16 protein-coding genes are annotated in these 21,866 nt (G+C 49.7%); 7 read left to right on the top strand and 9 right to left on the bottom strand.

Translation table 11 applies throughout. The features are described from left to right. Positions 1-2: 2 nt before the first annotated feature. The 5 genes from DESTI_RS00715 to priA form a co-directional block, all read right to left on the bottom strand. The gene (locus tag DESTI_RS00715; protein ID WP_014808047.1) at positions 3-875 is read right to left on the bottom strand and encodes a DMT family transporter; all 873 of its coding nucleotides are present in this window, start codon (positions 873-875) and stop codon (positions 3-5) included. Between the two features lie 15 nt (positions 876-890). Then, positions 891-1,373 carry a Mut7-C RNAse domain-containing protein gene (locus tag DESTI_RS00710; RefSeq protein ID WP_157212069.1) on the bottom strand — a complete coding sequence of 161 codons (483 nt, stop codon included), beginning with the start codon at positions 1,371-1,373 and terminating at the stop codon, positions 891-893. Between the two features lie 512 nt (positions 1,374-1,885). Further along, positions 1,886-4,555, bottom strand: a complete 2,670-nt coding sequence (gene glnD / locus DESTI_RS00705; RefSeq protein ID WP_014808045.1) for a [protein-PII] uridylyltransferase — start codon at positions 4,553-4,555, stop codon at positions 1,886-1,888. Positions 4,556-4,978: 423 nt separating this feature from the next. Next, a complete protein-coding gene (locus tag DESTI_RS29640; protein WP_014808044.1) occupies positions 4,979-5,419 on the bottom strand; it encodes a thioredoxin family protein in 441 nt (146 codons plus the stop codon). A gap of 338 nt (positions 5,420-5,757) precedes the next feature. Continuing rightward, complete coding sequence (gene priA, locus DESTI_RS00690; protein ID WP_041286612.1) at positions 5,758-7,971, bottom strand: replication restart helicase PriA; 2,214 nt, start codon at positions 7,969-7,971, stop codon at positions 5,758-5,760. A 1,443-nt stretch (positions 7,972-9,414) separates the two neighbouring features. Between priA and DESTI_RS00685 the strand changes: the two genes are divergently transcribed. After that, on the top strand, positions 9,415-9,765 hold the full coding sequence (locus tag DESTI_RS00685) for a hypothetical protein (protein WP_014808040.1): 351 nt from the start codon (positions 9,415-9,417) through the stop codon (positions 9,763-9,765). 101 nt (positions 9,766-9,866) lie between these two features. Here the strand turns inward: DESTI_RS00685 and ligD (DESTI_RS00680) are convergent, their stop codons facing one another. Beyond that, the gene (ligD, locus tag DESTI_RS00680; protein WP_014808039.1) at positions 9,867-10,796 is read right to left on the bottom strand and encodes a non-homologous end-joining DNA ligase; all 930 of its coding nucleotides are present in this window, start codon (positions 10,794-10,796) and stop codon (positions 9,867-9,869) included. Beyond that, complete coding sequence (ligD, locus tag DESTI_RS00675; RefSeq protein ID WP_014808038.1) at positions 10,793-12,403, bottom strand: non-homologous end-joining DNA ligase; 1,611 nt, start codon at positions 12,401-12,403, stop codon at positions 10,793-10,795. The genes ligD (DESTI_RS00680) and ligD (DESTI_RS00675) overlap by 4 nt, the downstream gene beginning before the upstream one ends. Before the next feature lie 310 nt (positions 12,404-12,713). Here ligD (DESTI_RS00675) and DESTI_RS00670 point away from each other — a divergent pair, with 310 nt between their 5' ends. The 4 genes from DESTI_RS00670 to DESTI_RS00650 all read left to right on the top strand — a co-directional run bounded on the left by DESTI_RS00670 (position 12,714) and on the right by DESTI_RS00650 (position 17,545). Then, on the top strand, positions 12,714-13,433 hold the full coding sequence (locus DESTI_RS00670) for a histidine kinase dimerization/phospho-acceptor domain-containing protein (protein WP_041285854.1): 720 nt from the start codon (positions 12,714-12,716) through the stop codon (positions 13,431-13,433). A gap of 127 nt (positions 13,434-13,560) precedes the next feature. Continuing rightward, the gene (locus tag DESTI_RS00665; protein WP_014808037.1) at positions 13,561-14,811 is read left to right on the top strand and encodes a lytic transglycosylase domain-containing protein; all 1,251 of its coding nucleotides are present in this window, start codon (positions 13,561-13,563) and stop codon (positions 14,809-14,811) included. A 545-nt stretch (positions 14,812-15,356) separates the two neighbouring features. Then, entirely contained in the window at positions 15,357-16,475 is a 1,119-nt protein-coding gene (locus tag DESTI_RS00655; protein ID WP_157212068.1) for a transglutaminase-like domain-containing protein, read from the top strand. Positions 16,476-16,477: 2 nt separating this feature from the next. After that, a complete protein-coding gene (locus DESTI_RS00650) occupies positions 16,478-17,545 on the top strand; it encodes a GNAT family N-acetyltransferase (RefSeq protein WP_014808034.1) in 1,068 nt (355 codons plus the stop codon). A 132-nt stretch (positions 17,546-17,677) separates the two neighbouring features. On the opposite strand, the gene prxU is transcribed toward DESTI_RS00650, so the two are convergent. Then, positions 17,678-18,328 carry a thioredoxin-dependent peroxiredoxin gene (gene prxU / locus DESTI_RS29630; protein ID WP_237671512.1) on the bottom strand — a complete coding sequence of 217 codons (651 nt, stop codon included), beginning with the start codon at positions 18,326-18,328 and terminating at the stop codon, positions 17,678-17,680. Positions 18,329-18,739: 411 nt separating this feature from the next. Here prxU and DESTI_RS00635 point away from each other — a divergent pair, with 411 nt between their 5' ends. Both DESTI_RS00635 and DESTI_RS00630 read left to right on the top strand, forming a co-directional pair. Next, entirely contained in the window at positions 18,740-20,041 is a 1,302-nt protein-coding gene (locus tag DESTI_RS00635) for an HD domain-containing protein (protein WP_014808032.1), read from the top strand. Positions 20,042-20,043: 2 nt separating this feature from the next. Further along, a complete protein-coding gene (locus DESTI_RS00630) occupies positions 20,044-20,616 on the top strand; it encodes a Panacea domain-containing protein (RefSeq protein ID WP_014808031.1) in 573 nt (190 codons plus the stop codon). Between the two features lie 192 nt (positions 20,617-20,808). Here DESTI_RS00630 and DESTI_RS00625 read toward each other — a convergent pair whose 3' ends face one another. Beyond that, complete coding sequence (locus tag DESTI_RS00625) at positions 20,809-21,585, bottom strand: ankyrin repeat domain-containing protein (RefSeq protein WP_014808030.1); 777 nt, start codon at positions 21,583-21,585, stop codon at positions 20,809-20,811. Positions 21,586-21,866 lie beyond the last annotated feature (281 nt).

Genomic DNA, 21,866 nt, shown 5'->3' with positions numbered 1-21,866 from the left:
ACTCACGAACTGTACATGAAGAACACTCCACATACCATCGTGGATGCGCCCGCAAGGCGATAAACCACATTTCGTTCACCGAAGAATATCCACCCCAATAAGACCCCGAACACCAGACTGAGCCTCTTCACGGAAATCATGTACGCGACGGGAGCCATACTTACTGCGACAAAATGCGTGAGTTCCGCTCCGGCCATAAATACTCCCGCGGTAAAAAGCAACCCTAAAGTGCTTTTTGTCATCTGTTTAACCGCGGTCCCTCGATGAACGCGAAACACGGCTATTAGAGCAAAAATAACGAGATCGCCTGCCACCAACAGAAAACTGAAAGGAATTGGATCGTACAGCAGGACTCCTTTTTTGCCCAAGCTCGATGTCACTGCCCAGATGACTGCCACGAGAAACATCCGTCTGGAACCGGGATGTGAGAAAAGCGCGCGTATGGGAGCCCAAAAGCTCTGATTCGCCAGGTTGCCGTTCAGGATGTACGCTCCGACGGTCACCAGTGATATCCCTATAGCTCCTGCCGTGCTCACCTTTTCCCCGAGAATCAAAGCTGAACTCGCGATGGTCAATACCGGTGTGAAAGCTAGCAGCGGGACGGTCAGCGATAATGCAGCCATGCGTATGGAAGAGAGAAAAAGATAATACGCTACAATTTCCAGCGGCAAGACGACCGCAAACAGTGCTGCGACCTCAGGAGTGAATGGTTTGCACTCGCATGACAGGAAGACAGGCAGCATGAAGACTAACGAAATCCCCAGGATTGCTGTCCCGGTGATCCATTCATCGTTGTCCCGCATTATATATTTGGAAAGCGCGTCGCAGCATGCAGTGGAAAAGGCGCACGTCAGGGCAATAAAAAACCAGTTCATGATGATTCGCGATGCTCACGTCTTGGCGAGGACACCCGATTCCTCCAATCTTCTTTTTATTCTGCTTGCATGGGTTCCTTCCCAGTAGAGCTTGCCACATGACGGGCATTCATGGAATATCGAATTCCTGGAAAAAACCGAATCTGGCACCCTCCCTTTGATTCTATGCTTTGCAATCTCACGGACCGGCACATTGCAGGAAAGACATCTGCTCAAGAAAAGGTTCGAGTTTGGAACTATTCCGGTTTGATCGAGTATCTGCTTCAACTGCTCTATGGGGCTTGCATTCCGAACTTTAATTACTTGCGGATTCTTCAGCTTGCGGTTCGTGGTCACGAAATAGCGGTCCTGAGCAACTTTCTTACACGGGAATCTCGCATCGAACCCCAAAATACGCAACCACTTGGCAAGACTTCCCAGCATTCCGTCGAGGTCGAATCCTTCGTCAGGATCATGTGTCTTCTCTCCAGGAAGTTCCGTTTCTCGCTTTGGGCTCATCAACGGCACCTGCATCGCAGCAATCCATCAATGAATCATCTTCTATATTAATGGATTGTTTCCTTGCCTCAGCAGTTTGGCAATGGGTCTTTTTGTCAAGTTCTTCCGAGCTTCTAACGTCCTGAAAGGACGGACTATCGTAGCCACGGGCGCGAACCCGTGGTAATGAATCCAGGGCACTTTGAAAAACGCCGACCCTGAAGTATGAGCGCCTTACAGAACTCGATACTCATGGTGGTAATATACAAGGGGTCGACTGTTGGTTCCCACCCGCGACAATAAATTACGGGCGATTCTCATTGTCCCTTTCGGGACAAAGATACAGGGCACCCACAAGGGATGCCCCTACATCGAAGCTCCACTCGGCGGAGAGGAGAGAGGCCAATCCATACATTAATTGCAGAATGTTCCTTCAGCAACCAAGCACATCCAACACTTCACAGATCCGCTGAATAATTGCCGGTCTGTCCGCTGCAGCAAAAGAAAAGATCTTTCGTAGAATTTCAATTTTCCTAACGGAAAGCTTCTTTCTTATCTGAAAAATGTTCCTCTTCCATGCTGGTGAGATGATTCTTCAGGCTGCTTCTAATCTCCTCCATGCGGTCGAAATCCATAATTTTGTTTCCGAATTCATCCTGCACATAGAAGATGTCTGCTGCCTGGTCGATCTCCGTGGTGATCTTCGTCAGGCTTATGTTGAGCCCGAGCGAAGTAAGCTTGCGAGTGATATCGTACAGCAGGCCCGGCCTGTCATGAGCGTACACTTCAATGATCGTGGACCTGTCGGATGCAGCGTTGTCCACCTGCACTTTCAGGGGAAAACGGGGAACGGAACTTGTCCCGAACGGTCGCCTCGATCGTCTTCGTGCGAGGACGAGTTCATCCACGTCCACCTCGCCTTTCAGGACCTTTCTGAAATCGGACTTGAACCCTTCCCAGCGGGCTGGATCGTTCAGCGGTCCTTCCGGTATATCGTTCACGTGAAAAGTTGCCACCGCAACGCTGCCTATGGAATGCGTCCAGGCACTCAAGATGTTGATTCTGTTGGCAGACATGGTTCCCGCGATCCTGAAGAACAAACCCCGCCTGTCTCGTGTGAGTAAGGTGATGGCACTATAGCCCGGTCTCCGATGGTCGGTTTTTTCGGCTATTGCATCTCCAAAATCCAGTTCGGTTTTTCCTTCGGCATCGAGGTATCTTCGCATTGCAGCATAGTGTCCGGCAATAACTCCGGGATAAAAATCCAGAAAATAGCGAGATCCCGATTCCTGGAGAAACTTCTCCAAGTTTTCATCACGCAGGTCTACCGGGACAATCTCCCGGATTGCTCCTTTTATCTGCCTGATCCATTCCGACAGATCTTCCCCTTCCAGTCCCTCTCCTTCAATAACATCCAAGGTCCTGTAGTAGAGTTCTTCCAGCAACATGCGGCGCCAGGAACCGAACGCAGTGGGACCGACCGCTCTGAGATCCGCATGGGTTAGCAGGAGGAGGAGGTCCAACCTTCGCTGTTCCATGACGTTTTCGGCGAAACGCCCGATGAGCGCGGAATCGTGCAAGTCTTTTTTGAAAGCCAAGTGAGTCATTGCCAAGTGGTTTCGGATCAAAAAGCATACTTCATCTATGTGTGGCTCAGGCAATCCAAGTCGCCTGAGCACCGGTGCTGCGATCTGTTCTCCGCGGAGTTCATGACCCGGACCCCGACCCTTGGCGATGTCATGGAAAAGCCCCGCAAGACTGAGAACTTCCGGATGATCGAGCCTTGAGCTGATGACACGCAGGAGATGGTCATCAGGATCTCCGGTCTTCCGCGCAAATGAATCAATGTATTCGAGAACCGACATGGTGTGAAGATCGACCGTGTACTGATGGTAAATATCGTGCTGCGGCAAAAAGCGAATCCACGCGAATTCAGTAATGAAGCGTTCCAGAAAGCCTATCTTCATCATGGCATTAAGGGCTTTGGCAATGGCTCCTCTGGACCTGAAAATTTCGAGAAACATCCGGTTGGCTTCAGGATCTTGCCGCAATTCTTCGTTTACAGCATCGAGCCGACGCCGAATGAGATCTACCAAACGAATGTCCAGCTCGCATCCGGTGGCAGCTACCTTCTGGAACACCCTTATCAGATCCTTTGGGTCGGTTCCGAAGTTTTCCGGAAAATCATGATTGATGCCCCCTGCTCCTATGTGAAACGAATCGTCCAGTTTGAGCCGCTTCTCCTCCATAGCAATTTTGGGTCTCAGGAATAGTCGAGCACGGGCGAGGACTCTCCGCCCGAAAAAGTCCATGCTGGAGGCGTGACGATAGTATTCCCGCATGAAACTTTCCACGGCCTGACGTTCAGGGGTATCCACAAATCCCATATCGCGGGCAAGCACTGATTGCGAATCGAATTTCAGCCGGTCGTCTCGTCTGTCTGCAATAAAGTGGAGGCGGGTACGGATTTCAGCCAGAAATGTAAGACCCGCCCTTGCCTCAAGGACTGTTTTTTCGCCGCAGATACCGGCCATTCCCAGGTCGTCTATGCTGTTACAACCGAAAATCAGTTTGCTTAACCAATTTATCAGTTGCATGTAACGCAATGAACCCGGACCTTCTTTCAAGTGGGGTTCGAGGACGTAAATAGTATGACCGAATTTATTCGATGATTTCAGAATTTCTGCCTCAATCTTGAGGTACAGCTCGAGAGGATCCGTCTCCCGGATCAATTCCCCCCGTTCGATGAGCAACTGTCGGAAAATCTTTTCGTCACCCCAGACGAATCGCATATCCAGAAGAGAGGTCAGGACCGCCAAATCTTTGTCCGCCTCGTGTTTGCACTCGTCTATCGTCCTCACGGAGTGGCCGAGTTCCACCCGAGCATCCCAAAGGAGATACAGCAAGCTTCTGATTCCCCGATAAATGCCTTCGGAAGCATCCTCCGGCCTGAGAAAGAGCAGATCGATATCCGAAAAGGGGCTCATTTCTTTGCGGCCGTACCCTCCGAGTCCAAGAAGCGCAATGCTGTCCTTCCAATGGCCCAGAAAGTGATCCGCAAGCTGTCTGAGTACTGCATCGTACAGCGGATGCATGAGAAAATTACCGGGATCGGCCTTACCGGTATCGCGAAATTCCGCTATTCCTTCTCGAATAGTCTTAATGTGGAATGATCGGTCATGCTGAGCGAAAATGTATCTCATAAATGATTGCCCCGGGCGTGGAAGATTTCAATCCGCGACGAATAGTAATTCCACCGGATCACCGGGTCAACTGTTCATACGATTTCGGGAAGAGAATGATAGGCCCACTAAAAAGGAAGATCGAGAGAAGCTGTCCAAATTTGGAGAGGAGTTCGTGAGAATCTTACGACGAAGGCTCTGATTCCATTTCGCAGTTGTGCACATAATATGGCGAAGGTTGGGGTGTTCTGAGCGGAGTGATTAGACGGCTTTGCGTCGTCCGGGGCGAAGAATACTTCCAGCCTCCCATGTTATGAAAAAAAAAGCGAATCGGCATAAAGATGCATTCTCAATGCGCAGTCCAAGCGTGAAAAAGCCTGCTCAAACTTTATGGATGGTATGGCTTGATGGTACGAATTATTGCGATTCTGAAGAAAATTTTCGTCAGGAGCCGAATTCCGCCAGTGCTTTGATTATGGTTTCTTTGGGAACCACTCCGTAGAAGGCGTTCTTTATTTCTCCATCTCGAATAATGAATATGGCGGGAATCTTCGTGATGCCGAATCGACGTGCCACAAGGTTCTTGTCGGTGTTGACTTTTCCGATGACTGCCTTACCATTCAACTCTTTTGCTACTTCTTCGATGATGGGGTCCAGCATGCGACAGGGGAAACACCATTCGGCATAGAAATCTACGAGGATGGGTTGACGTTTGGAAGCTTCCACAACGTCTTTTTCAAAATTGTCATCACTGAAGCTTTTTACGTATAAACTCGGTTGACTGGCAACATCTTTCTTCTTCTGGTAAACAGACCATCCGATGATAACTGAACCGATAAGAACAAAGACTGCGATGGTGATGATTATAGTGGTTGCTTTCTTCATGGTGCCTCCGATGCCCGTTCACGGACTATCATAATACATTTTTCAGTTCATTGTCCATGTGATCCCTCAAGAATTTGGCCATGACTTACGCAAAGGTAGGTTAGGAATTTGTGAAATCAGGAGAAGTATCCATACGGGGTACCTTTTGCGACATCTCTCTTTCAAGAATGTGATACCAATGCGCTTTCATGCGAGTAACATCGAGAAGCTTGTTCATTGCCGGCCCTGGCAAATCTCCTCCGCTACGAACGCCACGCCTTGCGTGGCTGACTTCGCTTCGGAGACCTGCCAGGGCCGGCTTCATCCAATGTCACTTCTTTGGCCGCGCATTGGTATGACTACATCAAGTCTACAGGATCCACGTCTATTACTATCTTGAGACCGCGACTCTGCAGGTGGTCGCCTGATTTAAGCTGTTTCACAAGACCGCGAACGTCTGACCGGTTGGCAGACTTGAACAGGAGTTGCCATCGAAAACGTCCTACCATTTTCTTTCTTGGCGATGGGGCAGGCCCAAGTATGGAAACTGCGGGAAATTCCTGTTTGACCATGCGAGCAGCACGCCCTATCTCCAATGCTTTGTTTTCCACTCTCTTCTCACTGTTACCTTCCACCCGAATCAGGATAAGATGGCCAAAAGGTGGATAATACAGCTCTTGCCTCATCTGAGCATCATACTCGAAGAATCCCGTATACTCGTGTGATGCCGCGAAACGGATCACTTCATGTTCGGGATCGTACGTCTGCAGCAGGACTCGACCTGAATCGGATCCCCTCCCTGTGCGCCCTGCAACTTGCGCGAGAATTTGAAATGTGCGTTCTGCAGCACGGAAATCCGGAAAATGGAGCGATGTGTCTCCGCACAGCACTCCAACAAGACCTATTCCGGGAAAATCATGCCCCTTCACGATCATTTGCGTACCGACGAGAATGTCTATTTCCCGCTTTCGAAAGCGATCGAGAATGCGCCCTAATTCTTCTCTTTTCCGGGTACTGTCCCTATCGAGTCTTCCTGTGCGTGCTTCAGGAAAAACTGTCTGCAGCTCTTCTTCCACTTTTTGCGTTCCAACGCCCCCGAAAAAAAGCTTTTCACCCGCGCATTGAGGGCACAGCGGGGGGGCTGCCCGTGAAAATCCGCACAAGTGGCACCTGAGATCCCGTGCTCGTTTGTGATGTGTCAGACTTATGTCGCAGTTGGGACATTTGAATACGTGACCGCAGGAATTACACTGGGCAAACGTATCAAACCCGCGACGGTTCAAGAAAAGCACCACCTGCTCGCCCTGTTCCAGCGTCTGCCGGATGGATTCCAGGAGCGTTGGAGTCAGAAAAGCCTTCTTAATGCTCTTGCTTTCTCTGAGGTCCACAAGTTCCACCTGCGGAAGTGCGCCTCCATGATATCTGACCGGGAGTTCTATACGGGTAATCTTCCCGTGCCGGGCGTTCAGAAACGACTCGAAAGATGGCGTGGCGCTTCCTAAAACAACGCAGGCCGATTCAAGTTTTCCACGGGCAAGAGCCATATCGCGGGCATTGTACGGGCAGCTATCTTCCTGTTTGTACGAAGGATCGTGCTCTTCATCAACGATAATGAGTCCCAGATCGTCCATCGGCAGGAATATCCCCGATCTCGCGGCTATTGCGACGTCAACTTTCCCTGCTTTGACTCGCCTCCATTCATCCAGGCGCTGGGATGGAGTCAATCCACTGTGGAAGATACCCACTTTTCCCTGCACTCTTCTCAGGAACCGGCGAGCGAGCTGAGGAGTCAGGGCTATTTCGGGAACAAGCACCAGAGCCTTTTTCTTACGGTCTATCACTTCTTGAATGAGGCGAAGATAGACTTCCGTCTTGCCCGAGCCTGTCACGCCGAAGAGCAGGAATGCATGAAAACCCCCGGCAACTATTGCCGTCTTCATCTGCTCCACGGCAACGGCCTGATCTCCCGTAAGAGTAGGGATCGATTCCCGGTCCTTCGGATTTTCGCTCCGCCCGTAAAGGAGTTCAGGGATTTCTTTCCTTTTGAGACTGATACGCGGTCGAGCTATGCGTTCTTCAAGATTAATCCACCCTCGAGAGACAGCCTGCTCCACCTGTGCCGGTCCGATAAGTCCTTCCAGATCCTTGCGAAGCATCACGCGTGCTTTCACAAATGAGGCTGGAAACGAGCATTCCTCAGAAGTAAGACCTTCGCGGGTAATGATTGCCCAGGATTTGGATTTTCTATCCGAACCCGGAGGCAAAGCGGTCCTCAGCACGAGTCCCCAGGGAAGCATGTAATACTCGGCCATCCACGATAGGAAAGACCACAGGGGAGGAGACACATATGGCGGCTCGTCCGGAATATCCAACACATCCTTGATTTCATGATCCTGTGGAGCGCTGTCCGAAACTGCGGCGATGAACCCGGCTCGAATTTTTTTTCCGAAAGGTACCAGGACTCTCCTGCCCACATCCGCCCGGACCTTTAGTTCCTCCGGAACACGATAGGTAAAAGGTCCATCCAACGGTAACGGGATCAACACATCTATGTACAATTCCGAATTCGCCATCCAGCGGTTCACTTCCACTACGATTGTATCAGGAATGATTTTCAGGCTAACGACATGTACCAGAGCAATGGAAGAATAACAACCCCCTTGGAAGGATTGAGAATCTGGAGAGGAGTCTATTATGGGAAAGTATATAAAATAGCCTCCGATTGCGAAAAGCACTGCTTGAAAATTGGTGGGTGCTGTATCTCCGTGCAGGCACGTTTTTCAGATACAAATCAACCAGTTCGGTCCGGCAGGGACGCCGGCCCCTACCGTCCTTTCAAAGAACAACATGGTCAAAGGGTCAGAAATTGTGTCAACTGGTATATGAACTGTTGGGTAACCATTTAGTCATAGCCGGGCACGCCCTGGAAGGGCGGCCCCAATAGATAGGGGTAGGAACGACCGGTTACCCGGCGCTCCCCCCTCCGAACCGTACGTGCGGATCTCCCGCATACGGCTCTCCAGTCGGTGGTTCACCCCCGAGGGGACTGACTAACCACGCAGAGGATGCAGACGAGAGAACATCCAGATGTGGCGAAAGACTCGAAGCCTTCTCCTCCATTACAGAGGTAGCCAGCGTGCGGTGTCAGCGTAATACACGGTTAGTCCATCTGATAGCAGCGGATGTCTCCGGCGGTCTAGGCCAAACGGTCACTCGATACCGGTGTATATTCCGCGTTTCTGACTGTTGCGCACCCACCTTCCTGCCTCCCTTTGCTCCTCGCCCATTACGGCGTCTCAACGCTACTATGGAGGCTCTGACTTCTGTGTGTGTCTCTCCCGCACACAGATCTCCCTGCTTCACGTACTCAACCGTCCAGACCATTCCGTCCCCAACCACCTGGTGGCCCTCTGTCATCGCTTTTACACCTTACCCATCAGCTCGACAGATTTCCCGCACTGGTACTTCGGCAACTCAATGCCTTCCCAACCACGGGTCTAGGCTTCGCCATAGGCTAGCAGGCTCGCCGAAACCACCCGGCCGAAACAGGTTCGTTATCCTACGGACTGGTCGTTCACCTCCTGTTGCTCTCCACCCCGCCTCACGACGACGCAGTTACAGTCGGTTACAGGCCGGAGAAGGTATACCTGGAGAGGACTTGCACCTCTCTGATCAAGTACGCTCACAGGCGCACTAGCCACGGGTGTCAACCCGTGGACAGCCGCACGCCCCTATGCATAGTTGAATGACCCTGAAAGGGTCCACCGATAGGCAATAATTTTCAAATGTCGTTGGTCGACCCCTTCAGGGTCTTGAAAACAAAAGACTTCCCGTATCGCTTCCGTGGGTTTGCACCCACGGCTACTGTTGGGTAGCCCCTATGGGGCTGTAGAAATCTCTACCCCCTGTAACTGAATGGTTACACTGTTGGCAAAGAGTCCGGCATTAAGTAGAACTGATTGCGGTACTCATGAAATCCCATTCTCTAAACACCTCATCAGCCAGGATCTGTTCGCATGTCAAAAGGTTCCAAGAGGCTTGCTCTTTTGTGCTCGATCTCGCTGTTGCTGAATGTGTCGGGTTGCGGAAGAACGATATGGGACATGCTTCTCAACAACCCTGGTCAATCTGAGCGAGATACTGCCGACTGCCTGACTCAGTGCTCGGGTATCAAGGACCAGGACAATTACCGCCATTGTCTTCAGGAATGCGGGTTCAACAAGTCTTTGTCTCGTCGCAGCGCTGAAGAGCGTGAGAAGGATAGGAAAAAGGAAAAAGAGCGAGCAGAAGAAGAAATTAGAGAAAAGCTTGAACAAGAGAGACGCATGACAGAGAAAATTCGGAAAGGTCTTGATCGAGCACCGTGATCTTCCCTATGTGGAGACTCGGGTGTCATGGACCCGATCATCAGGTCCGTCATTCCTATGACATTCTCAAGACTTTTGGTCGGACGCCATAACTCTTATTCTCACACCGCGAGTTCCGGAAGCTTTTGTCTCAATGAAACCACTTCCGCAAAGAGGTCGCCTTCTTTTTCGACTTGCTTGAGCACCTGTTCGGTATCCAGGACAAGGCCGGAAGCATTTTTCTTTTTATGGCAGGTTTCAAGGGTACTCCACGCTATTGGAGCAGATACGGTCGGCTTTTCGCGTGCTCTCAAGGAATACACGCACACCGTTGTTTTGTGATCGTCGTTTTGGCTCCAGTCCACGAACACTTTTCCTTTACGCAGATCCTTTCTCATGTTTGCAGTGACGAGTTTCGGCATGCGTTTGGCCAATGACCTGGCAAGAGCTTGCGCAAATGTTTTGGTACGATCGTAATCAGTTTCCGTGTTCAATGGAACGTACAGGTGAAGACCTTTTCCTCCACTGGTCTTCGCGAAACCGGCCAACCCCAGATCCCGCAACATGTCTCGAAAGATGAGCGACACTTCAACGCATTGAAGCAATCCTGCAGGCTCCCCCGGATCGAGATCGAAGACTATCATGGAAGGTCGAAGCACATTATCCGAATGAGAAAGCGAGGTATGCAGCTCAAGAGAGGCAAGATTGGCCACCCAGATCAAAGACGCAAGACCGTCGATGGTGCAATAATCCACGAACTTTCGGTGCTGACTCGCAACACGGGTGGTCTGTATCCAGTCCGGATGATGTGACGGACACATCTTCTCGTAGAAGTATTCTCCGTCAACGCCGTTCGGATATCGTTTCAAGGTGAGAGGTCTATTCTTCACGTGCGGAAGAAGAACCTCAGAAATTTTCGCGTAGTATTCGATCACCTGGCCTTTGGTAAAACCGGTTGCGGGATAAAGCACTTTATCGAGATTCGTCAGGTGGAGCTTTTTACCTTCGATGGTTATCGATGATTTGGTATTGTCAGATCGTGTATGTTTCACTGCACTGCGACATCTTCCCGGACAACTTCCGTTGGATCCTTGTCTTCACGAAGCCCTTTGAATGATGGATGCCTGAGAACCCCATCGGACGTCCATTCTCTGAATTCTATTTCCGCAACGAGTTGCGGCTTCACGTATATGGCCTCTTTAGAAGGTTTTGTTGTAAACGGACTGCTTTCCTGCTCCAGCTTATCTAACATGTTCATTAGTTCGATTCGACACGCGTCAGTGAAGCCCGTTCCTACTTTTCCTGCAAATATCAGATTGCGGGCATTATCGTAATACCCTACTAGCAATGCGCCTACTCCTCGGCTTCTGATACCCTTCTCAGGCACCCAGCCGCCGATGACCAATTCCTGCCGGTTGCCGGTTTTGATTTTAATCCATGCGCCGCTTCGTTTTCCTGCTTCGTATCCACTTTCCAGCCGCTTCGCAACAATTCCCTCAATGTCATTCTCGATGGCTGCAGCTAGTGTCTCCTCACCGCGACCCGGAAACGAAGGTGGAACCTGCAGATGATTGGAAACTAATCCCAGTTTTTCAAGGAGTTTCCGTCTTTCTCTGTACGCCAGACCCATGAGCGATCGATCGCGGTAATAGAGCAGATCGAAGATCATGTACACCGGAGAAACTCGTTGCATCAGTCTGAGAGAAGGTTTTTTTGAAAGATGCATTCGTTCTTTCAGCAACCCGAAGCTCACTTTTCCTTGCTCATCGAGGGTTATGATTTCCCCGTCAAGCACAGCCGGGCTGTCTCCGAGGAGTTCTCCCAACTGCTGCAACTCCGGCCATCGGAACGTGATATCGAGCAGATTGCGGCTTTCTATACGGAGGCTTTCTCCGTCCCAGTAGCAGATGGCCCGTATACCGTCCCACTTGAATTCAAATCCGTACTGCTCTTGATCCGCGGGCATCTTGGACAGAAGCGCCAACATGGGCTTAATCCTGCTCGGAAACGGGTCTGTGGCATGAGGTGATTTTCGTGTTTTCTTCACGGAGGCCAAAGCAGCGCGGGGTGTCTCTGACATGGACTCGTTCGAGATATCCTCGAGAGTCCGGCCGCTCAAAGCCGAGTCCTGAAACTCGGTCGCAAGGTCCCGATCCGCTGCGAATTTATCTTTGACTTTGACCATGAGCCATTGCGCTTTAGCACCGGATTGGATTCGACTCAGCGAATAGGCGCCTTTCAGTCTTTCTCCATCCAGAAGGACCGTCAGGTGGCCGTGCTCAATCGCTTGTTCAATGGAGAGAGCCTGACCTCTTTTTTGGGTAATGTTGGAATAGAAGCCTCTGTCCCAGACAATAACAGGGCCTGCTCCATATTCCCCGTCCGGAATGTATCCTTCGAAATCCGCATATTCCAAAGGATGGTCTTCCGTAGCCACAGCGAGTCTCTTTACCGAAGGCTCAAGAGAAGGACCTTTCGGAACCGCCCAGGATTTAAGCACACCGTTCACTTCGAGGCGAAAATCGTAATGGAGCTTCTTGGCATCATGTTTCTGCACCACGAATATCGGGACCTTATGGTTCGATTCCGTTTCACCGGCTGGTTCAGGAGTCTTCGCAAAATCCCGCTTGTCGCGGTACGATGTGAGACGTTTTTTCATGATTGCATTCCCTCGAAAATAAAATATGCACTCACAAGATGGCGGTTCAGAGGCCACCGGATAAGAGAAGAAGTCTCATATCATTTCGCAGTTATGCACATAAGTTAGCGAAGACCGGGGTGTCTTGGGCTGGGATCCAAACTTTATCATCTGCTCCGTTTCCTGAAGTGCTCTCCGCCGCGTACTCAGACAAAATACCTCTCAAACCACTGTTCGAAACTGAAGCTTTATTGGCTCATGTCTTTTGACATAGTATCTTCTCGAATACTGTGCTATGGCTTCTTTCAAACACGTATCGGGAGGCCCCCGAATGAAGCCGGTTGGCGTCGGTGTTCAAAAGGAATTGAGTGCTGAAGAGATACTACACCTGACCTCTCTGCGAGAGATCTTCAACGGTTTCACGCATGAAATTGCGCAACCGTTGCATACAATTATGATTGCATCTCAGGTGCTCCAGTTAAAGATTTCGCGCACGAATTTTGTTGAAAACGAGAGAGATTTTCTCACGCAGCGCCTGGATATTGTCGTAAATCAGGTCCAGCGGGCGACACAGATAATCGAGAGCATGCGCAGGTTTGCAAGGGGCGAACAGCATGACGGTTATCCTATCAATGCGCGGGAACTTCTGAACCGGGTGCAAACGTTAATGGGACAGCAATTCGCAGGCCGCGGTATCGATCTTGTCGTAGAAAGTGAAGAAGGACTGCCTAATCTCGGAGGGAATCCTGCCATTGTCGAGGACGTCATGGTCCATTGTCTCGCGTTCGCCAGGGATACGATTGCAGCGCTTGAACTGTGGTACAAACAGAATGCCGGGTCCTACACAAAATGTCTCCAGGTTACAATCGGTCAGCTCGATACGACGGTAATGAAGATGGAATGGAACGGCCATAATGGAGCGACAATCGACGGAATACCCGATCCGAACGATCGCATAGGATTGATTGCTGCACGTTCGATTCTAGCCCAAATCGGCGGTCATCTTGAAATTGCTCCCCCAAGATTGGTGATCCGTTTTCCGGATACATAATAAGTCCTGGGCTTGATGAGAAGCTCCTGAAGCGAAAGTGCTTTGTCCGTAATACGCCATGTGTTATCATGATTTTTGCCATGATGTGGAGTTCTCTTCATAAAAGGGTCGATGCGGAGCGTGACAGGTGACGCCCCGAGGCAAACTCGGGGTTGCATCCGAGGTTCCGCGGCATGCGAGAAGATGGGTTTGGTGCGTTCTTTTCGCGGCAAGCCAACTCCTCCTCGTAGGATGTGGATCAAAAGGCGCGCTGATCAAATCTGACCTGGATTACCGACCTGCTGTTGCAAATGCCCTTTCCCGAGCAATCTCCTTTACTTCTACCTCAGACAAAAAGAAACCTGCTCCTGCGAAAAACGGCTATCCCGAAGTACCGATGGATTATACAGCTCCGAAGGTACGCCAGTTTATCCAGGAATATGCCTATTCTCAGCGGGAAACGATGAAACGGTATCTTTCCCGGGCCGAGGAATACCTTCCTATGGTTAAGACGGCAGCGCGGGATAACGGCCTACCTGAAGATCTCGCATATTTGTTCATGCTGGAATCTGGTGCGAATCCTGAAGCTCGGTCGCCTGCAAACGCTTTAGGCATGTGGCAGTTCATGCCTGCAACTGCAAGAAGTTACGGCTTGAGAGTGGACAGTTGGGTTGACGAGCGGCTCGATCCGCGCAAGTCGACCAAAGCGGCTATGCTTTATCTCAAAGACCTGTATGGAATGTTTGGTTGCTGGCGTCTCGCATTGAGCGCATACAATTCCGGTGAAAACAAGCTTAATAAAGTCCTCTGCCAGGAAGATGCGAACGAGTATGATGAAATCTGCTCGAGCCCTCGTCTCAAACGAGAGACTCGTGAGTTTTTTCCCCGTTTTCATGCAATAGCCGCAATCGCCAAGACTCCTGAAAAGTACGGATTTGCACCCCTGCGGGGAAAAAAGGATGACGAGAACCACGAATTAGTCAATGTCGAGGGGAATTATAGACTGGAAAAAATAGCGAAGGTGACGGGTATCCCTCATGACAGTCTTGTGGAGTTGAATCCTTCTCTTGTTCGAGGAATGACTCCGCCGGGAATGGAATACAGTATTCGGGTTCCGGCCGGTAAGAGAGAAGTGCTGCTCGCTAAATTGGACCAGCTTAAAGAAGAACCCAAGCAACAGCAAATAGTGCACGTCATCAACCGCGGAGACAGTCTCCCCAGAATACTTAAGCGGTACAACATTCAGAAGAACATCCTTGCCGGTCTGAATCCTGATGTTAACCTGAGGAAAAGGCTGAAACCCGGTGACAAGTTGGTTGTACCTGTCCACAAGGTGGAAACTCAGAAAGCTGCCCGCAAGTCCAAGCGCTTCTCGTCCCTCGGCAAGTCCGGATCGTAGTTCCGGAAAGCACGTTTATAGCAATAGGAAATTCCTCTTAATTCATAGACTGACATGCCCGCGATTTCATCTCCAGTTGCTTTGCTTTGACTCGGAATGACAATTCACCCCGTTGAATCGTATTATCAGAAAACCTGTATTAGAGAGGTTCTTGTGAGTCTGCCAACGGAGTCTTCGCTCTTATCGGCTTGACGCTCTTATCATCATGTGATAGAGGAAGAGCCCTGTTATTGAGGCGCGGATGCATATAAGCTGTCCTGCCGGTGACTTCAAGCACAATTTCCCCATACACACTGTCGCCGGCCCGCAATTGGAGAGGATATTCCAACTCCCGAATCTGTGCAGTCCAATCCCGGATCATCATTCGAGCAGCCAGCTTAGCGATAGCTGAGTGTCCCTGCATTTTCTCATGTAAAATGTTGCTCGCCAGACTGCACTAGAGGTCAATTTTCGTGAAATCGCTTTCTCAAAGCAGAATTCAAAGCTGCCGGCTGAGAAAAAAAACCTTTTTACTTCTGATCTCCGTCTTCTCGCTAATGTCGTGGGTGTCACTACCCTGTAAAGCAGACAGCGTTTCCATAGACTGGATCAAAGCGGCCAAACTGCACCCGGACTTGAAAGTGCTGGTCTTGATCGAGACCAGACAACCTTTCACTCTTGCAGATCTTGCCACCTGTGCAGATTTCGGACTGATCCCGGCAGATCGCGATCCAGGCCTGATCGTCGGTCTCGAACGAGCTGTATTCAAGAGCACGCTTCAGAAATGGATGGCAGCACAACTTCCTGAACACTTGAAAGGCAGACTGCTGTCACGCTTTACCATGACCGGCATATATCGTCTTGGCTTCAAGGTGGAGGCAAAAGGTTACGATGGTCCCTTGACGTTGCAGGTAACAGGGCCTCGGGACGGACCCGGCCAGAAGCTCTTGAAAAGCGAGCACGCGGTCCGACCCGGAACAGCCGCGTGGTCTGCCGAAGACTTGGCCGGAAATCGTTGGTTAACGGTAAACTATTCCCGTGTACGTCAGGGGGGAATAGTTAAGATCTATTTTGCATTCAAGTACTTGGTGGATGTGGGACTAGTGCTGAAACACGATCTTCTCTTGAAATCGGCACTTGCATCCGGCCAAGTGCCATCCGAAATCGCGATTTATCTCAAAAAGGGACACAAGATAGACCCCGAGCTTCCTGAGGCAATAGCATGGGCATCCGGAAGAGGAAACGCTCCTCCAGATGCACGCAATGAATTCAAACACCTATATGGACTGCTCACCGGCTCCATAAAGTATGACAACCGAAAAAAGACCGATTACTTCGGGGGACTGTCGGTTTATTCGAATTTGGATGACATGTATCAGAATGCCCGGGATACTTTGAGAAAGGGCACGGGTTGCTGTCCGGATACAGTCCTGCTTGAATGTGCCTTTTTGAGAGCCCGAGGAATCCCTTGCCGCACTGCCGGTCGTTTTGGGCATTTCTTTTCCGAGGTGTATGTGCCCGGAAATGGATGGCTCTCCACGTCAGTCACTCCTACGGGTATCCCGCTTCTTATTTCTCCTGGACCTGACAATGTTCCTTATCAAAAATGGGAACCAGCCATACCTCTCAGAACAACAATCCTGGAAGCAAGAATCAGAATTGAACCACTGGAGGAGAATCAGTGAATATGAGAAAACTGGTGTTCGCACCATATGATCCAAGCCGCGACGAAGAGGCAAAAGAGCTTTTTGCATTTTATCCTCACAAGGATTTTCAGTTGCTGTCCATGGGAGTTCAGAAGGATCGCATGGCACACTATTTGGCAGGGACACTTGCCGACCCTAATACACAGAGTATCTGTCTCAGAGACAACGGTCGTTTGATGGGGTTGATTGCTTTGCAGGCCTTGCCCTGGATGAGTCAGCACTTCGGGCTCAGGATGTATGCCGTACGCCATCTTCTGTCAAGGTCGGACGGTCCGCTGGAGCATGCGAGACTCTTGAGATTTGTCATGGAAGAACTTCCTGAAGTCGATTTTCTGGACTGCAGGGTAGCCGTAGATGACATTTATTCTGCCCACGCACTGGAGCTTTGCGGTTTCCGCTATGTCGGAACAGAAGTCTTCATGGGACGGCACCTGGCAAACGATGTAGCTCCCAGTTTACCCGCCGGAATAGAGTTGGATTTCTGCAGACCTTCGGAGCGCCAGGAAGTCCTGGATATTGTAGAAGCGACTCACGTGCATAATCGCTTTGCCTACGATCCCATGATTCACACCGCCATAGCGAAATCATTGTATTGCCGTTTAGTTGAAAACTGCTTCCGAACCGACCAGTTTGGCGTAATGGTTGCTCGCTCGCGAAAAGGAGTAGAGGGGTTCATAACCTTCAAAACAAGCGAAAACTTCTCCCGGACAGTGGGAATTCGGGCTGCAAGCCTGGACTTCATAGGAGTGCGTCCTGAACGACGCAACAAAGGGCTGGGCGTTGCGCTCAATCATGCAGCGCTGAGTCATCTGGGACAAAACGGTGCAGAATTTGCTGCCGTTCGGACTTTGGCCAGCAACTACCCTGCTCTTCAGATATTGTCTCGCAGCGGATTCAAGGTGACTTCCAGCAGTCTTCATTTTCATAAGTGGATTCATCGGCCGAAATCGACTGCCCGAAACGTACAGCCTGAATCGGCAAACATTCTGAAACTCGCAAAAAGTGGAGGCGATTCCTCGACGAATTACCGGCAAGCTACCGGGCACTGACAGGGGCTCTGGAGGTTCCTTCTATCGATATCATTAATCATACAAAAGATGTGCCGGCACGGAGGCCGGCATCCACCAATATTCTTATCTTAAATCGGACTTAATTTTGATTGCTACATGAGGAATTCTCGGCTACTCGGAGACCTTCCACTCTTTCCACACCTTTCCGACCAGCGCAGGGCTCGGTTTCAAAGTGGGATCACCGGGTTTCCACCCTGCTGGAGTGGCTTCGGAGCCTCCGCTCTGGCGGACGTGCTGGAATGCTTTTACCTGACGTACGAGTTCGGAGAAATTGCGTCCCACCGGCGGAGTCATGACTTCCATGGCCTGGATGATACCATCGGGATCGATAAGGAATCTGCCGCGAATATCGACTCCGGCAGCTTCGTCGTATACACCGTAGACTTTTCCGATTTCTCCACCTGGATCGGAGAGCATTGCGAAAGGAATTCCGGAGGGGACCATTTTCGACAGTTCCTCTTCGTCCCAGATCTTATGAACGAAGCGGCTGTCTGTGCTTATGGAGAGAACCTGAACATCCATTTTGACTAATTCATCATGTTTTGCGGCAACTGTCGCTAGTTCGGTAGGTCAAACAAAGGTGAAATCACCCGGATAAAAGCAGATAACCACCCATTTCCCCATAAACTCCGAAAGTTTTATGTTCCTGAATCCGTTCTCTATGTAAGCACTTGCTTCAAAGTCAGGTGCAGGTCTTCCCACACGAGCGATAGTCATAATCGGTTCCTCCTTCCTTTCAGCGTGTCCGGTGGCTTCGGTAATTTCTTTCGATCTAATTGGACCCTTAGCAGGCACGACGCAGCCGTCAACTTTCTGTGTCACTGCCGACACCCTCCTTTTCGTAATTTTCCTTTCAGGCTTGAGAGCCTCTTTTCAGCATATTGTATGGTTTGTTACGAGTCAATGAGTGCCACGATACCATTTCTAGGGCTTTCAAGAGAATAGGTTCTCAACAGAATCACTTGAGAAAGCCTTCAGCGATTCTCATTGACAGCCGTATACAGTTCTACTACAAGCAGTTTCAGGAGATTGGTTCTCAATCGTACAAAGCTGCTAGTGATTGTCTCGGCAAATATTGTGTTGCACTGATCCAGCGGCGATTTTCCAGCCAGCGCGGAGTTTGGCCCCGAGCTTCCTTCCAATTGACATGATTGCACGTTTAAGGAATGTGTCTTGAAACCTATTCGTGACCCAATCCACGGATTTATAGAACTCAACGAATGGGAGCAGGACATAATCAATCATCCCCTGTTTCAAAGGTTACGGCGAATTCGACAATTGGCTTGGACAGATATGGTCTATCCTGGTGCATTACACACTCGGTTCGAGCACTCCCTTGGAGTCATGCACGTTGCAACACGTATGTTCAAGAATGTCCGATTAGGGAGTGAGGACATTCTGAAGAACGACCTCAATTATACTGACGGCGGCTTAGATCGAGTGTTGGCGCTGATTCGTATCTCCTGCCTCCTGCACGATATTGGACATGGGCCATTCTCTCATGCCGCGGAAGAACTCATGCCTATCTCTGAGAACACAGGTAAACCATACGATCATGAATCTTATTCGGCGGAAGCTGTTACCTTGATGGAAGACATCATTAATCATCGGACTAATGAAAGGAACTATGGAATAACCACCCAGGACATCAAGGAATTTCTGAACGGAGAAGTCCCTGACGAGGGCAGTCTATTATGGAGACGTCTTCTATCCAGCCAGCTTGACGCTGATCGCGTCGACTATTTGTTGCGTGACTCTCATCATATAGGTGTGGCATACGGACGCTATGATCTCGACAGACTTGTCTCAACTTTGACAGTTGCCATCGATCCCGAGACGGACGCCCCTGTGCTAGCAATTGAAGAAGGCGGATTGCATGCAGCTGAAGGGTTCATCCTAGCTCGTTACATGATGTTCACACAGGTCTATTTCCACAAAACCCGACGAGCGTATGACTTTCACTTTTCCGAAGCTATGAGGTCCCTTCTAGATGAAGAGCCATATCTTAAAGGTCAGATGAAAGGCCGCTTTCCAGCCCCAAACAATATAGCCAGTCTGAAAGCCTATTTTCAGTGGACCGATTGGCGAGTCCTCGGCCTTTTGGAGCAGGGCAAAGGTGGATATCATGGAGAGATTATTCGGCGGCGAAAACATTTCAAAAAGGTCTATGCAACGAAAGAAGTTCCTGATAAAGACGACCTGGAACGTGCCGAAGAAGTTTGCCAACATTTGGGAGATAAGGTAGGGTTTGTTGATAGGGCAGAACAATCGTGGTACAAATTTCTGGATAAAGACATTCCTGTGCTACAAGGAACCAAGAACACGAGACAGTTTCTGACTCCGCTTTCGAAATTGTCGAGTGTGGTAAACGGCCTTAAGTCCGTGAACCAGATAAGAATATACGTGTCCGAAGAAAACAGAAAAGAGGCTGAGAAAATAATCGAAGCCTTGCCAGGGCGCGGTAAAGGAGCCTGATCATGGGTTGCACGATTGACACTCCATGGCATAGATATGCCTTGATAGCGGAACTTGCTCAGCGCCTTGGAAGAAAGTCTCGTCAATTTGGCAAGACTTCTCTTCAGAAGATAATTTTTCTCTTACAGGAATTAGAAGAGGTTCCAACCAATTACCAATTTTCACTCTATACGCATGGTCCTTTTACGGCCCAAATTTTAGGCGATCTTGATCTGGTGGAGGGCTTTGGGGCGGTTAAAGTCAGGTATTTCACTGAAGGGTACGGAGGATATCAGATTTCTCCTGACCGTGAATCGGAATCGATTCGGAATAAGGCTGCGCAATTCCTTGATCAAAATAAGGAGAAGATTGACAAAGTGGTAGACGAGTTCGGGGCTTTTTCCGCCAAAGATTTAGAATTGAGGTCGACCATTGTCTATCTAGATCGAGACGCCGGGCGAACGAAGAAAGATCTCAGTAGAGACAGATTCATTCAGTTGGTGAAGAGAATCAAACCCAGATTCAGCGAAGATACGATTGCAGTGGCCCTAAAAGAACTTGAAGAAAAAGGATTTGTTGAATTCCGAGCGGATTAACTTGATTCTATTGCTGCAAGTTTTAGAATTTACAGAATTATGGAGCAGAAGAATCAGTTCGTCCCAAATTCTAAATTCTGTCTCAGTGCGATCTCCCTCCTTTTCGTAATTTTCCTTTCAGATTTGAGAGCCTCTTCTCAGCATATTGTACGGCCCGGCATGAGTCAATGAGTGGGGCGAGTTCGAAGCAGGTTACTTTCCACCTGCTGCACGCAACAGATCGGCTATTTCATCGTTTTTTGCTCGGCTCAAAGTCGTTTCTCCCTCTTTGCCTCCCCTGGCGTTAGGGTCAGCCCCTTTTCTCAGAAGAATTCTGGTCAATTCCAATGATCTTCCGCATGCCAACATCAATGCAGACTCGCCTATACGGTCTTTCGCATTGACATCGGCCCCCTTATGCAGAAGAAGCTTAACCAATTCGAGATTGCCTTTCCGCGATGCCGCCATAAGAGCTGTTTCTCCTGAGAGACTATCTCGGGCATTGACGTCCGCATCTTTTTCAACCAAAAGTTTAACAATATCCCAGTGGTTCTTCCGTATTGCCAAGAGCAGGGGTGTTGTTTTGTACCTGGTTCCTCGATGCATTATGTCACCATTCACGTGGGCTCCACTTTTCACCAAGAACTCAATAATTTCAAGATTATCAGTACCAAAAGCTAATGCGAGAGGAGTTCGTCCATACATGTCGGGACGATTCACGTCAGCACCCTTATCGATGAGGAACTTGGCAACTTCTAGTTGCTTCCAACTTAATGCCCAAATGAGGGCAGTCATGCCATCAGGATCACCTGCATTTATTGAGGCGCCCTCTCTGAGAAGTTGTTTCGTTCTCTTCAGATCTCCTTCTCGGGCAGCTACAGTGAGTGGATTATGCGGGCCTTGAGACGGTACGGAATAAAAAAATGCGGTCGCCAGTGTAACTAAGATTATGAGGCAGCCTATGAATGAAATAATAACTAGCCTACGCATCAAGCCTCCCGCAATTTGACGTCTAGATCCGCACAGACTAGATTCGGGATGAGATACATCATTCGCTTTGTGGCTTCTCTTCTTCCCCAACACGCGAGTCTCTCGCACTGAAAGCACGTGCTATCGAACAGACTGCGAAGTATCCAATTAAGCTAGCCAGCAAACTTCTTACATGCGAAATATCCGGTGCTATCAAATGCACGAAAATAATCCACAGCACAAGGCCGAGAAACTCGTACGCCCACTTTGTCATCACAATTACTACCTCTTAAATTTTGGGG

Origin of the sequence: Desulfomonile tiedjei DSM 6799 (assembly GCF_000266945.1) — a bacterium.
Taxonomy (GTDB): Bacteria; Desulfobacterota; Desulfomonilia; order Desulfomonilales; family Desulfomonilaceae; genus Desulfomonile; species Desulfomonile tiedjei.
Note: the sequence above shows the minus strand (reverse complement) of the source record. Positions and strands in the feature narration are given on the sequence as shown.

Coding starts and splice junctions, on each gene's coding strand:
- DESTI_RS00715 (WP_014808047.1), bottom strand. CDS start 875: ATGAACTGGTTTTTTATTGCCCTGACGTGCGCCTTTTCCACTGCATGC.
- DESTI_RS00710 (WP_157212069.1), bottom strand. CDS start 1,373: ATGAGCCCAAAGCGAGAAACGGAACTTCCTGGAGAGAAGACACATGAT.
- glnD (WP_014808045.1), bottom strand. CDS start 4,555: ATGAGATACATTTTCGCTCAGCATGACCGATCATTCCACATTAAGACT.
- DESTI_RS29640 (WP_014808044.1), bottom strand. CDS start 5,419: ATGAAGAAAGCAACCACTATAATCATCACCATCGCAGTCTTTGTTCTT.
- priA (WP_041286612.1), bottom strand. CDS start 7,971: ATGGCGAATTCGGAATTGTACATAGATGTGTTGATCCCGTTACCGTTG.
- DESTI_RS00685 (WP_014808040.1), top strand. CDS start 9,415: ATGTCAAAAGGTTCCAAGAGGCTTGCTCTTTTGTGCTCGATCTCGCTG.
- ligD (WP_014808038.1), bottom strand. CDS start 12,403: ATGAAAAAACGTCTCACATCGTACCGCGACAAGCGGGATTTTGCGAAG.
- DESTI_RS00670 (WP_041285854.1), top strand. CDS start 12,714: ATGAAGCCGGTTGGCGTCGGTGTTCAAAAGGAATTGAGTGCTGAAGAG.
- DESTI_RS00650 (WP_014808034.1), top strand. CDS start 16,478: ATGAGAAAACTGGTGTTCGCACCATATGATCCAAGCCGCGACGAAGAG.
- DESTI_RS00630 (WP_014808031.1), top strand. CDS start 20,044: ATGGGTTGCACGATTGACACTCCATGGCATAGATATGCCTTGATAGCG.
- DESTI_RS00625 (WP_014808030.1), bottom strand. CDS start 21,585: ATGCGTAGGCTAGTTATTATTTCATTCATAGGCTGCCTCATAATCTTA.